10 protein-coding genes are annotated in these 14,626 nt (G+C 33.5%); 6 read left to right on the top strand and 4 right to left on the bottom strand.

Features of this window, described 5'->3' with window-relative positions:
* The first annotated feature begins 66 nt into the window (after window positions 1–66).
* From MRY82_00220 to MRY82_00210, 3 genes are read left to right on the top strand one after another with little or no spacing between them, the layout of a single operon-like run.
* The gene (locus MRY82_00220) at window positions 67–561 is read left to right on the top strand and encodes a hypothetical protein (GenBank protein MCI5071354.1); all 495 of its coding nucleotides are present in this window, start codon (window positions 67–69) and stop codon (window positions 559–561) included.
* 44 nt (window positions 562–605) lie between these two features.
* Entirely contained in the window at window positions 606–1,892 is a 1,287-nt protein-coding gene (locus MRY82_00215; protein ID MCI5071353.1) for an insulinase family protein, read from the top strand.
* 2 nt (window positions 1,893–1,894) lie between these two features.
* A complete protein-coding gene (locus MRY82_00210) occupies window positions 1,895–3,211 on the top strand; it encodes an insulinase family protein (protein MCI5071352.1) in 1,317 nt (438 codons plus the stop codon).
* An 8-nt stretch (window positions 3,212–3,219) separates the two neighbouring features.
* Here the strand turns inward: MRY82_00210 and speA are convergent, their stop codons facing one another.
* A complete protein-coding gene (gene speA / locus MRY82_00205) occupies window positions 3,220–5,091 on the bottom strand; it encodes a biosynthetic arginine decarboxylase (protein ID MCI5071351.1) in 1,872 nt (623 codons plus the stop codon).
* Between the two features lie 66 nt (window positions 5,092–5,157).
* Here speA and speB point away from each other — a divergent pair, with 66 nt between their 5' ends.
* Window positions 5,158–6,060, top strand: a complete 903-nt coding sequence (gene speB, locus MRY82_00200; GenBank protein MCI5071350.1) for an agmatinase — start codon at window positions 5,158–5,160, stop codon at window positions 6,058–6,060.
* 10 nt (window positions 6,061–6,070) lie between these two features.
* Here speB and MRY82_00195 read toward each other — a convergent pair whose 3' ends face one another.
* From MRY82_00195 to MRY82_00185, 3 genes are read right to left on the bottom strand one after another with little or no spacing between them, the layout of a single operon-like run.
* Complete coding sequence (locus tag MRY82_00195; protein MCI5071349.1) at window positions 6,071–7,891, bottom strand: tetratricopeptide repeat protein; 1,821 nt, start codon at window positions 7,889–7,891, stop codon at window positions 6,071–6,073.
* Window positions 7,891–8,292 carry a methylmalonyl-CoA epimerase gene (gene mce, locus MRY82_00190; protein MCI5071348.1) on the bottom strand — a complete coding sequence of 134 codons (402 nt, stop codon included), beginning with the start codon at window positions 8,290–8,292 and terminating at the stop codon, window positions 7,891–7,893. The genes MRY82_00195 and mce overlap by 1 nt, the downstream gene beginning before the upstream one ends.
* Window positions 8,289–11,738: a hypothetical protein gene (locus MRY82_00185; protein ID MCI5071347.1), complete on the bottom strand. Its 3,450-nt coding sequence runs from the start codon at window positions 11,736–11,738 to the stop codon at window positions 8,289–8,291. The genes mce and MRY82_00185 overlap by 4 nt, the downstream gene beginning before the upstream one ends.
* A gap of 121 nt (window positions 11,739–11,859) precedes the next feature.
* Between MRY82_00185 and MRY82_00180 the strand changes: the two genes are divergently transcribed.
* Both MRY82_00180 and MRY82_00175 read left to right on the top strand, forming a co-directional pair.
* Complete coding sequence (locus MRY82_00180) at window positions 11,860–13,251, top strand: hypothetical protein (protein ID MCI5071346.1); 1,392 nt, start codon at window positions 11,860–11,862, stop codon at window positions 13,249–13,251.
* Between the two features lie 60 nt (window positions 13,252–13,311).
* Window positions 13,312–14,626 (top strand): cyclic nucleotide-binding domain-containing protein (locus MRY82_00175; GenBank protein MCI5071345.1); only part of this gene is annotated, 1,315 nt, incomplete at its 3' end.

Below are 14,626 nucleotides of genomic sequence, written 5' to 3'. Positions count from 1 at the left end.
ATGCATTTGTTTAATTCATCCTTTAAAAAAAATGTGTTGCGATTTTGTTTTTGCCTTTCAGTACTGGTGATATTGCAAGCATGTACTTGGTTTTGGACAAAGTATGAACATCCTTCATTCTTTTTTAGCTTTAAACATCCTAAGTCTTGGAAAGTTTCTGAAGAAGCAACATTTCAAACGCAATTGAGTATTTTGATGGATATAGATGACCCTATATTCAAACCTAATATTAATTTTGTTATTCAACCCTCTTCCAAACTTAATCTTGAACAGTTGGCTTATTTAGCTAACAAACAACTCAGTACACTCTTGTCTGAATTTAAACATCTATCTGAGACTGATATTAAGGTTTCTGGGTATCCTGCCATTGAGTTGCGCTCAAAGTATGAAGCTCTTAATGACCCAAGAATTATCAGAACCACTATTTTTAAGACTGAAGATCTTGAATATACAATCACATTCACGTGTAGAAAGAATCAAGAAGAACAATTGCTTCAAAACTATTTAAAGTTCATTAAAACATTAAAAATACCTAAATCGGTTGCAAGTATAAGAAAATAATTTATGCTTTTGACTTATCATTCAATTTGAAACCCAAGGAAAAAATGCAAATAAGCCAAGAAAAAAACTACAGCTATCAACAACTAAATATTCATGAAGTAGACTTTTCCAATGGTCTTAAATGTTTATTTTTACCTGATGATTCAGTACCTGTTTTTGCTTATCACTCATGGTTTTCTGTTGGATCAAAAGATGAAAAAGAAGGCATCACCGGGATTGCACATTTGTTTGAACACTTGATGTTTAAAGAAACCAGCAATTACAAGGAAGGTGAGTTTGATAAAATTTTAGAGCAAGAAGGTGGATCCATCAATGCAGGTACTTATCTAGATTGGACTTACTATAGACAATGTCTTCCTAAAGAAGCTTTTGATATTTCTGTAAAATTAGAAGCAGATCGAATGGAAAATGTTGTTCTCAATGAACATCAATTGAACAGCGAACGAGAAGTTGTCGTCAATGAACGTCGATTTAGGGTTGATAACTCTCCTTCTGGCACCATGTACGAAGAATTATACAAACTATGCTTTACACAGCATCCCTATCATTGGCCTATTATTGGTTGGATGAAAGATATTAAGTCTATATCCCTGCAAGATTGTATGAACTTTTATAAACAATACTATGCGCCTAATAATGCTTGTTTGGTTTTTGTAGGTGATTTGGATAAAGACACAATCGTAAAAAAAATCATTCAGTATTATGGCCACATGCAAGCTTCAGAGATTAAGCGTAATCCAAATATTATTGAGCCAAAACAAACCGAAGAACGTTACAAAGAACTTTCTTTAACCATTGCTTCAGAAAAGCTTATTTGGGCTTTTAAAGCACCTTCTATGCGGCATGAAGACTATATTCCATTAACTGTATTGATGGCTATTTTATTTGATGGCAAAAGTTCTCGTTTTGATAAGCTTCTGGTTTCAGAAAAAAGTTTATGCAATGACTGCTCTGGCTGGGTTGATCAAACCATGGACCCTGGCTTAATTCATTTTGCATTCACTTTACAAGGTGAAAAATCACATAAAGATATAGAACCCTATATTCAAAAACAAATTGATACTGTTCAAAATACTTTAGTATCCGAACAAGAATTAGAAAAAATAAAAAATATTGTTGAAGCCTCGTTTTGGGGTAATTTCTCTACTGCTGATGATAAAGCACAAGCCTTAGGCTTCTATCAAACTGTTTTTGGAGACTTTAGAGAGCTATTTAAAGAAATGGAAAAACTGAATAACGTTACGGCTCAAGATGTGATGCGTGTAGCAAAGACTTATTTGAATAAAAATCAAAAAAATGTACTTTTAGCAAAACCAAAAACAGGAAAATAATTATGAATACTTATACTTGGAAAAAACATGCGGACATACCTTACATTCATATTGAAAAACATGATCGCCCTATTGTAGATTTTTATATTGCCTTTAATATTGATCAATTAAGTCTTAATAATAAAAGTGTTTTGTATCTGATGGCTCAAATGCTCCTTAGAGGAACCCTTCGCTATGATGAAGAAAGTTTTAATGAAAAGATAGATGCGATGGGTGCTTCTCTTTCTGTGTCTGTTGGTAATCATAGTATAGCTTTAGAGGGAGAAGTCTTAAGTAAAAATTATTTTCAGCTTATAGATTTATGTTTGTCTGCATTATCAGAACCTATGTTGTCAGAAAACGAATTTAAAAAGCTTGTATCAAAAACCAAAAGTAAATTAAAACAATCTTCAGAATCCGATGCATCATTAGCTAAAAAAGGGTTTTTAAACTTAATTTATGCAGATCATCCTTATGCTGACCAAGCATGGGGAACATTAGAAAGCCTGGAACAAGTTGGTATTCATGATATCAAAGACTGTTACAATAACTTCATATCAAATTTACCTTTAACTTTTGGTTTTTCAGGGGCTATAGAAGACAGTCATATTCATAAAACCCTTGATCTATTTTCCAATCAATTTGATATACAATCTTTTTGGAATGTCCCTGAAAAAAAGATTTCTCATCAATACAACAATCAAAAAAAACTACTTATTGTTGATAAACCCAACCGCTCACAATGTCATTTTTTTATTGGTCACCCTTGCTTTAACTATCAACATCCAGATTACTACGCTTTAAAAACATTTATGATGGCTTTTGCTGGAGGTATATTTCAAGCAAAATACATGCAAGAAATCAGAGTTAAACGAGGTTGGGCCTATGGGGCCTATGGATCTTTAAGTTTGCATAGAGATTTAGGATCATTGTTCTTGTATACTTATCCAGAAGAAAAAGACACTGTTGATGCAATGAAACTTTCACTAGAACTTTTACAACAAGCTGTTGAAGGAGATTTATTGGAAGATAAAGATATTGATTTTGCTAAGAACTATATGATGAAATCTTTCCCATTTAAAGTTGATACACCACAAAAGATTATGTCAGAAATGTTATATCATAAAATGCTCAACTTAGATGAGGATAGACTGTTTAAATACAAAAAAGCTATTCATACTTTATCAATCAATGAAATAAGAGACGCCGCTAAGAAGCACATCCACCAGAACCAACTTTCTATTAGCCTTTTAGCTACTGCAGATAACCTGTCTAAAAAGCTTGAAGAGAATTTTAAGGGCTGGGATATTACTAAAAAAAATTACTTAACTACTTTATAAGACCTACCTTAATCCATAAGGTAGGTGTACATATTACAATAGTTTAAAATATCTTTTTTCAGATCACTTTCATCTTTTTCTGTTAAATTTTTGTTTTTTAGATTGTTGATAATTTTTTCAGGAAAGTAATCAAAAATTGCGATGGTATCTTTAATTTTTTCACCTTCATAAATTTGATCGATCTTCATTGTATTGTCTTTGTTGATTGTGACAGATAACTCATTGACTTCTCCAAATAAATTATGCATGTCACCCATGGTATCTTGGTAGGCTCCTACAAATAGAAAAGCCAAGTGATAATCTTTGTAGTCATCAATTTGATGAATATCTAAGTAAGATTTAATATCTTTTAGATCAACAAATTTATCAACTTCTCCATCTGAGTCGCATGTTATATCGACAAGTGTTGCTTTTTGTGTCGGTTTTTTTTGTAAATGTGAAATTGGCATGATTGGAAATAACTGATCCAAAGCCCAATGATCTGGAAGTGATTGAAATAATGAAAAATTACATACAACCTTTTCATACAAATGCTCTCTAAGCTCAACAAATTCATCTGCTATGTATTTTGCATTTTGACTGTATTTGACAGCTTTTTCTGCGATCGCCCAAAATAGCCATTCTCCTTTAGATCTATCTTCAATTGATAACAGACCTAAATGAAACATGGCTTGTAATTCATCTTTTTTAACCAAACTGTCATGATAAAACTCACGAAAATTTTTTGCGGTCATATTTTCATCAATATACAAGATATCCTGAATAATTTTACTCTCTTGTTTTTTAAACTTAGGTGGGTTGATATAACGTTCATGGTATTGATCTCTAACATCAACCAGCAATACGGCATGATACGCTGTTAAGAAACGACCACTTTCGGAGATTAACTGTGGATGAGATACTTGTTCGTCATTACAAATCTCTAAAACATTGTAAACCACATCATTGGCATACTCTTGTACGCCATAGTTAACTGAAGCATCTGAAGAAGTTTTACTTCCATCATAATCAATTCCCAGACCTCCCCCAACATTGAGAAACTCCAAGTCTAAACCTATTTTTTTACATTTTGCATAAACTCTAGCCGCTTCTCTGATGGCTTGTTTGATTTTACGAATATCTGTAATTTGAGAACCAATATGAAAATGAAACATTTTTAAATGCTCAATTAAATCATGTTTTTTAAGCCACTCTATAGCTTGCAAAAGCTGACTCATTGAAAGACCAAACTTACTGGCACTCCCACCTGACTTTTGCCACATGCCAGAGCCCTTAGCATCAAGCTTAATTCTAAAACCTAAAGAAGGAATAGCTTTTTTCTCTTTTTTAAGTTGCAATAAACCATCCAGTTCAAACGGTTTTTCAATCACAGCCAACATATTGCGACCCAGTTTTTCACCTGTCGCCATGATATTGTAATAGTCTTTATCTTTAAAGCCATTGCATATGGTCATCGCTTTCTTATTCAACTTTAAGGCAAAAGAAGCTACCGCTTCGGCTTTGCTCCCTACTTCAATATTGATTGAGTTGCTATAACCGGCTTCCATAATAGCATCCACAACGCTCTTTTTTTGATTCACTTTAATTGGATAAGCGGGAGTGTACTGATTTTTATATTTGTATTCTTTTATGGCTGTTGCAAAAGCATTGTTAATGGCTTGAACTTGACCATGTAAAATTTGAGGAAATCTTAATAAAATGGGCGTTGAAATATTTTTTTTCTGGGCTTCCTTTAAAACTTGCGTCAGCGGTATACTTGATTTCACATTTTTAGTTGGCATGGCCGATAAATAGCCTTTTGAGTCTATGTCAAAGTAGCCTGCTCCCCATGAATCTATGCCATACAGTTCTTTTGCAGTTTTAATAGAAAATCCATCCATATAAAAAGTCTCACAATTCCTAAAAATGGTTGATAAAGCTTGGAAATAACCTTAAAGACATTCCTTATGCAAGCCGATATCAAAAATATAGAAAAAATGCAGTTTCTTTTTGGTCAAGAAAGCGATTTTTCTCTTGAAGACTCTAAATACGTTATTTTACCCATTCCAATGGAGAAAACGACTTCATACATGAAAGGGACTCAATTTGGACCTCATAAAATTGTAGAAGCCAGTACTCAACTAGAGTATTTTGATACTGAGACAAAAACAGAGCCTTGTCACTCCGGTATTTTCACAGATTGGTCATTAGGGAAAGACCCTGAGCATTTTAATCAAGCAGAAAGTAAGGATATCGTTAAAACAATCAACCAACATGTTTCTCGGCTTCTAGAGCAAAATAAATGTGTTATCTCATTGGGTGGGGAACATACAATCAGTGTAGGTACAGTGCCCCCTTTTGTTGAAAAATATAAAGATAATATTACCCTATTGCATATTGATGCTCATGCAGATTTAAAAGAAAGTTATGAAGGCAGTCAATTAAGTCATGCTTGTGTAATGAAGCGTTTATTGGGGCAATTACCTATAGTTTCTGTAGGTATTCGGAGCATCGATAAGGAAGAGTTTCAATTAATTGAGTCAAGTGAGGGGCTTGATGTAATGTACTCAGAAGAAGTCCATCAAAACCCAAATTGGATTGACAAAGTTCTTAGTCAAATTAAAACAGAAAATGTCTACCTTAGTTTTGATTTAGATGGTTTGGATCCATCTGTTGTTCCAGGCTTAGGAACTCCTGAACCGGGTGGTTTGGGTTGGTTTGATGCATTAAATTTAATTAGAAAAACATGTGCAAGACACACGCTTGTAGGTGCTGACTTTAATGAGATTTGTCCTAGTCAAATACCTTTATATTCTGAAATTACAGCTTGTAAATTAATTTATAAAACAATTGCATACACACAGTTATAAGAAAATATTTTTATTCTTTTAGTTTCTTCTTATCTTGTTTAGAGTTTTTTAAATTATTATTAGACGCGATTTGTTTTTCTAAATTTCTGATGAAGATTTTTATTTGTGAATTTTTTTCTGATAAAGCCAGAGCTTTTTTAGCATAATCCAAAGCTTTTTTATCTTGTTTGAGTTTCAAGTAAGCTTTTGCAAGATAAAAGGTGAAAATAAAGTTATTTTGATTATCTTTCAATAATATAGAAAATTCATTGATGGCATTTTCATATTGCTTGCTTTCATAATATGACAGCGCGATATTTTTTTGCAAAGCCTCATTAGGTTCTAATTTATATGCGCGTTGATAATAATCTATTGCATTATAATATCGGCCCAATCTAAAATATGAGTTGCCAATATACTTTAAATTGATCAGTGTATTAGGAGAAGCTTTATCTGCCTCTAAAAAAAGTCTGTTGGATTGAAGATAGTTTTTATTGATATAATGTGCATAAGCTTGTTCAAATAGATAGGTGTAGCGTTGTTTGTTATCTAATTTTTCAATATTTAAGTCATTTAAAACTCTCAAAGCTTCTGTGGATTTACCTGATCTAGAAAGCGCTTTGGCTAAATTAAGTTTAATTACAGTATCATCAGATGAGTTGGAGTTTTCTTGGTATAGCTTTGCTAAAGCTGCCCATTCATTTTCATGGTTGTAAGCATAAATGGCTTTTTTAATAATTTCTGGGTGAACATTTTTTGAAAAGACCATTTTTTTATAAAGTGTTGCAGCTTTTGAGTATTCTTTTGCCTCAAACAAGAGATCACTATAAAAATGATTAACAAGATAATGTTTTGGTGAGATAAGATAAGCTCTATGTAAAAGAGTTCTTCCTTGATCTTTATTTTTTAAGCGATAAACCAACATTGCATAAGTAGCTTGAACAATAGGATCATTTTGAAAAATATCTTTAATAAGTAAAGCCTGTTGATAGGCTTTTTTATAGTCTTCTTTGCAATACAATGCAAAAGCCATAGAGCGTTGCCATTCAGCTGTTTCTGGATATGAATTGTTTAGTTTTATTAAATTCTCAATAGCAAAGGTATTTAACTCGGGTTTATTTTCAATATAACTTAAGTAAGAGTACAGTTCAGACAAAATTATATTACTGATGTACTTATGTTCAGGTGTGGTATTGATATATTGTATAATCAACTCCCGAGTTCCTTTTATTTGATCGATTTTAAATGATTCATAAACTTCTCGAATATTTTTTGGTAATTTAGAGTATCTTTTTATATAGTCAGAATATTGTTTTGAGTGGTTATAACGCTTTGCTTGTAATGACTGGTTGACTCTTGATTGACTTCGGGTCGTGGTTTTTTTTAACTCATCAGAAGCTTCAGTTTTTAAATCAACAGAGTCTTCTGTTGAAATATCTAAAATAATTTTTTGCTTATTATAGTAAATTTGTTCTTGACCCAGTTGTTTTTTAGAAAGGGTTTTATATTTACTTAAGCTGCTTTTAAAGACAACTTTAATTATCAAAAAACTAATAATGACTACAATGAGAAGACCAGAAATAATACTCACAACTGGAATAAATTTAGATTTTATATTTTTTTGTGAAGGTTTTAAGTTGTTGACTGAATTTACATCAATTGCCACATGTGTATCAGGATCATCGTTGATTTTTTCATGAGTTTGTTTTTTTAAGATCTCTGGGTTAATGATGACGTTTTCATTACACATTGAACACTCTAACTCAAAACTTTCTCTGGGTAAGAAGTTTACGTCTAGCTTATCCAAAGCACCACATAAATTATTTTTTTCACATGGGTAATATTTAGGCATTAAGAGCTATCTTTTTTTTCACTAAGTTCAATCAGTACACCACTGCTATATTTTGGGTGAATGAAAGAAACCCAACAATTGTGAGCACCGGATCTCAGTGCTGGTTCAATGAGTAGATTCTGATGATTTTCGCTAAAGTTACTTATTTGGTTACAGTCAAAAGCTACATGATGAACACCTTCACCCTTTTTTTTAATAAACTTTGCTATTGGTGAATCATCAGAAATAGCTTCTAGCAATTCTATTTTACTTTCACCAATCGAAAAAAAAGCAACCTTCACACCCTCTGATTTTACCAACTCCTGTCCGATATAATTAAGTTTTAGAGTATCTTTGTAAAAAGGTAGACTTTGTTCAATAGATTTTACGGCAATGCCTATGTGGTTTATTTTTTTTATCATAGTTGTAAGAAACAAGGTTCACTGTTATCAACATCTTTTAATTGGGCAAAGTTTTTTGTTGCTGAGGATACTTTACGAATTCTAATCTCATAATCACCCGTACTACCTCCTTCTCCACCAACAATTAAAGTATAACTTTTTCCTGGAACCAATTTTAATTTGGTTTCTCCACCGTCATTGCTGTAAATACCTTGGTTAAGAAAACCACTACTTGAACTGTTGTAATTAAAAGCGATGTGTTCTAGCATTTTATTATCTTCGGCCATTAACATTGCGCCTTCTCCACCTCCTCTGACCGTATAGGTATTCATATTATGGGTTAAATCTGAGGTTGAACAGCCGCTATCAAGGTCTCTACTATCTCCATCAATAATAAAGATATCAGGAGTATCGTATTTGGGGTCAAGCACAGCACTTTCTGCTTGACTTGAACTAGAAAATCTAAACCTGGACATTTCAGCTAAAACTTGCTGTGCAAGCGTTGACACTTCAACAGAAGCCAACTCTTGATAGGAAATAAAATCATCTGGAGCGTCTGCAATAAGATCAATGTCACCACCTGTTTCTATATGACAGTTTAGAGAAAGATCATTAACGGCTCTTGGATCATAAGGAGGGTTGTTTTCATCACCCAAAAAAGGGTACTCAGGTGAAACTTTCAAAAACTCACGATCAAACAAGACCTTAGGATAAGGTGAACCGTTATAACTGATTTGCATAAAAGAATCACTCCATGGATATTGTCCTAAGCTCGAACCAGAAACCTCAATATTTGTCACAGGATAGGCATCATAATCACCATAACCCAAACCATTGACTCCAAAAGCAGCAGGTAAAGCATCGCATTCACCACCAACAATATTACCATCCCAACTTCCTAAAGAAGTACTCAAAGCACCTGTATTTTCAACAAAAAGTTCAGGATCAAAAATAATTTTTAATGAATCATCTTCACCTCCAGGGACACAGTCCACTCCTGTATTGGTTGCTGTTAGTGTAGCATCTGCATCTCCCATCGCGTCTCCCTGACCATCACCACATATTAACTGAGAAGTTCTCCAGCGATATTGTTGACGAGTATCCGTCCCTCCTAAGTCATTATTTACTACATTTCTAATAGGATGAGGAACATAAGGGTAAGGAACATCTTTAGATGAAACGATAGCTAAAAGAGGATTAAATCCAGTTGAGTCAAGACCAGCGTCAAAACGTCTTCGAATACTAATACTCAAGAGGCCTTCATCTCCTCTCCCAAGATCAGGAACTGTAAATATATATTTGTCTGTGTCTTGTACAGTTTCATCAGAACAATCTTCAGTAAATTCAGGACAGACAAAAATAGATTGTGAAGCATCAATTTCACCAACAATGGAAATAAAGTCTTCCGATGTTTCTCCAACACTTGGATTTGACTCAATCATACCTGCTAAATTTATTCGCTTGGCATTTTCAGCTGGACCTTGATTTTCCCAGAAGGGGTTTGGACCAATCTGATCTAAATCTTCATGCATTTGATTGATCGCGCCATAAATACTTTCATGGTATGTTTTTGGATACGTTAAATCAGGTCTACGAACTAAAAATCCTTTTAAAGATGTTGAAGAAGAAAACAATCCTACAGACTGTTCAGACATCAATAAGCCTGACATTCTGACAAACATAGCTGAATAAGGATCAATATAACCATTCATTGAGTTCCCTGGCGCATAGACATATTCATCTGCATTTTCAAATAAAACTCTATCCTCTTCATTATAACGATGTAAATCGAGACCGATCAAGTTTTGTGTCATATCACCATCCAAAAGGTCGCCATCATTCAAACTTACTGTTATACCGTCTGCTCCAGCTCTAACAGAACCATTACTATCACTTATTTGAGAGCCGTAGACCAGAGGGTTATAGTTCAAATAATACTTTAACGCAGTTTGACCACTTTGTTGTAATGCGGCTTGGCCAGAGCCACTGGTTAACAAAGCAATAACGTAATCTTTAAATAAGCCATCAAACTCACTTTCAATCTCTGGATCATATAAAACATCTACATGTTCAACCAAGTTTTGCGGACCAACACCACTAGCAGCATAAACCTCAGATAGAAACTCTAAATCATCATCAAAACCATCGGTGTTTGTATCTTGTACCGTATCATCTATATTTGATTGAACATAATAGAGCATAAATAAATACTCTGCTCCTTGCCCAGAGATTGTTTCAAAAAGATCTGCTTTCCTTAAATCGTCAAGTTGTGGAGCAGCTAAATATCTCCAAGCAGCTCTTCTAAACAAGTTAAACCCACATAAATCGGCCATAACCGCCCCAATACCGTCATCGATCCAGTCTAATTCGGGAGCACCGCCATTGATAATTACTTTTTGATTATAACTGATAATCTTTGGTAGCTGAAAGGCCAACCAGCCATTGAACAGTTTATTTTTGAAATATGTTTCAACATCAGTATTGTTTCCACCGGATGAGTAGTTGGCTAATGAATCTGGAGCATACATAAAAATAAACTCACCTTCATTGGAAACAGGATTACTGATTGGGTTATATTCTGATACATTTCGAGCATCTACATAGCTTGCGGCTGAAATGTTTCTGTTAATAATTGGAGTAATAAGTACATTGATTCTTGTGTTCCCATCTATATCAGAGGGTTCACCCAGTAATGTGGTTACCAAGGGGTAAATATTTCTATCAAAAACTTCCACAGCATGATCTAAGTCTTGTTGTTCTGGAGAATCGGCATGAATTCCCCCCATTGGGACATCTCTATCAACAAACAAATTAATATAGGTTCCTTGTGCTCTTAGTATTGCGGAGGTTGTTATAAAGGTATTGGTATCGGATGGATCACTTAATACTCTTAGCTCTACCTCATCTCCTAAAACATATTCAGAAACCAGTGCATTAACCACCGGACCGTCATTAAAATAGTTATTTTGACCTGCCAAGGGTAAATTAGCAGCTTCAAGAGATGTATGGACCGCACCAATATCATAATTTTTAGGTTCAACACCCAAGGTAACAGGTTTATCATAAGCATCTTGGCTACTATAATTGGTATTAGAAAAGCCAAAGGGGTTAACTGCAGATGGAGAGTCTACTCTAAATGCAATGGGTGATTCAGTTGTGTTGAATAAAATCATACTGTACTCTTCCAAACGATTATCCTTTGCTGGAGTACAAGGAAAATCATCGGAGACGAGTGAAAAACGCGCGCTACCAGCTCCTGAAACACCGACTCTGGCAGTATCCCCAGAATTGCATAACCCAGGGTCACCAATAACAATGGTTTCTTCTTCTCCAGGCTCTGGTGGTTCAATGATATCAACTATAGGAGGCGTAGGTATAGGGTTTCCTCCACCAACAGTTGATCCACTTTGTTGACAAGAGGATAAGATAAAAACGCATACGAGTAATAAAGAGTATATGTAGGGCATATTTATTATAATAATAGTATCAGTAGCGTTTGACTAGAAAATTTTTTATTTGATTTTTATCTAAAACTTTATGACTTTAGCATTGATATAAGTTTGAGATAGTACTATATAAGTGGCTCTTATGCAGTCCGCCAATTTTGAAATACCCTCTTTAAATGCAGACTTTGGTAAAAACATACCTATCACAGGCAGTTTAATCAAAATTCCGGCCTATATTATTATTTTAAACAGCTTCAAAAATAAGTTTAGCGGTAGAATCATTTTTGAAAATAAGCAAAGAATTAAACATGTTTACTTTCATCAGGGTCATATTCTTAATATTCATTCAAACCTGCAAGATGAATCTTATAAAAATATTATTTTGAAGAAACAACTGCTTGAACAAGATAAAATTAAAAAAAGTGCTACTAAACTGGATGAAATAGAAGCCTTTAGAAAAGAAAATATTCTTGAACACCATGAACAAGCCAAATACTTACTCAATATTAATAGTGCTCAAGTTGCATCTATAGAAAAACACGTATGTTTAGAAAAATTACTCGACCTTTTGGGCTGGTTTCAAGGAGAGTTTTTAATTCAGGAAAACTACTCTCATAGCCTTCCAGACCAGCATTTCGGTGTTTACTTGGAAATACTCTATAAAAATTTACAAAATTTTTTTCTACATGCTTTGCCACTATTTGAACATCAATACCAAAGCCCTAAACTAGAAAAGTCCAAATTTAAGCATAAAAGTCAGCTTATTTTTACCTGTATTTCCAATGTTCTTTCAAGCTTATCTTATTACAATGCTACAGGTACTTTAACCTTAAATAAAGATGACTTTACGAAAAAAATTACATTTAAGAATGGGAATATACAACATATTGATTCCAGTAAACCCCATGAATCTCTAAAAACAACCCTATTGCGCTGGAACTTCTTGTCTTCAGAAAAGATTAATTTTGTTTCAGGTTATACGGATCAAGAGATGGAGAAATTGCTACTGGAAGATAAAAGTTTAACGGCTCAAGAGCTTAATCAAGCAAAAAAAATATTGAAATTTGAACAGTATTTACAGATTTTTCACTGGAAAGTTGGTTATTATCATTTTGAAGGCGATTTATCTGCAAATGATACTCAACCACTCCCCTTAGATTTACAAAGTTCAAACCACTTAGCCAATCAAGATATACTAAAAACAATTCATACTCTCAAAAGTGATGCCACGTTTATTGTATTTAAAAAAAATCTTTCTTTATTTAAGACTTTATTTGAAGACTTGGGTTTTGTAGTGATTGAAAGTTCATTTTTAGATAATGAAGATTTCACCATTGCTCAAGACTCTGTAAACGATCCTGCAACCCAGGGTATACATTACATGACATGGGAGAAGCTGCCCTTTTATACTTCTCAGCCTAACAATGCTGTATGCATTTTACATCAATCAATGGATGCACACTTTCTAAATGAAGTAAAAGAAACCCTCGAAGAAAGCTCCATCAACAACTTAGGTTTTTTTATTTTAAACTAACCATGTTTTGATAAATGCTTTGCTTGCCTATACAAATGCCGTATACTCAGTAAAAGCTCTATGGATGAGATAAATCTAAATAACTTTCCTTCTATTGATCCAGATGACCAAATTGAAGTCATACAGTCACTTTTTGATATGGGTAATACGCGTAAAGCTTTAGAAGTTTGCGATATTGCTTTAAAGTATCATCCTAACAATACAGCTTTAGCTATTTTAAAAAACACTCTTTTTGAAAACCTTAAACAGGAATCATCAAAAGAAATTGACTTGAAGCCAAATGACTTAAAGCACAAAAAACTTTTAATTCATCGTATTGAAAGTATTGCTAATGTGTTTTCCAAGGCCAATAAAACTCAAGATGCCATTACACTCTATACAATTTTAAAAACTATAGATAAGGAAAATTTTTTGGCTTGTTTTCGATTAGGTCAGATTTATTTTGATAACAATACTTTTGCTCAAGCAATCAAAGAGTTTAAGTCTGCTAATACGATTGATCCTTTCCATATATTTACATTAAAAAAACTTGGTTTGGCCTGTTACATTCTAGGTGAAACTTTTGATGCTTTAAAGTATTGGATGGACGGCTTAATTTTGACCATCCCAACGCAAAACCAAGAAGATATCGTGTTTTTTAAAACACATATTCGTAATGCACAAAATAAAGTTGCTGGCTTCAATAAGTCTGACAGAAATATGCTCTTTAAAAAAAGACAAAAGCGCCTTCGCCAATTGATTAATGACTTAAAAAGCGCTCTTCCTTCCAATACAACTGTTGATGTAAGTGATTCACTGGATCATTGGTTTGTTGCAGATGAAGATCAAGACTTAAGCATGAATTCAAGCTCTACAAAAATGACAAGTCTTGCAGACTTACCAGAAACATCTCAAGTTTCTGTTGTCCAAGAATTTAAAAAAGACCCAGACTTGAAGTTTCATAAAAGCAATGAAGAACTCAAAGAAATTGCTGAAAAACTAAACCAATATACACTGTTTAAAAATCTGAGTCCCCAAGAACGCTTAACCATTGCTAACTTCACATCATTTATAAGTCTAAGAGAAGATGCTTATGTCTTTCATGAAAATGAGCCTTGTTATGGGATATACTTTATTGAACGGGGTTTGATTGAATACTCCAATCAAAATTTCAACCTTTTTTTTACGGAGGGTCAGCTTTTTGGCCATGAAAATATTCTTATTCATGAGAAAAGTATGTTTACAGCAAAAGTAAAACAAGAGTGTGATTTAGTTTTCATTGATAAAGCTGGCTTAGCTTTAATTTTTTCTAGAAATAAACCTTTGGCCATGCATTTTTTATGGTATTTTTGGAAGTCTCTCAGCTTTCAGTACCAAGAACTCAAGCACATTTTAT

Source organism: bacterium (assembly GCA_022763185.1).
GTDB lineage: Bacteria > Bdellovibrionota_G > JALEGL01 > JALEGL01 > JALEGL01 > JALEGL01.
This window is presented reverse-complemented; position numbering and strand designations above follow the sequence as displayed.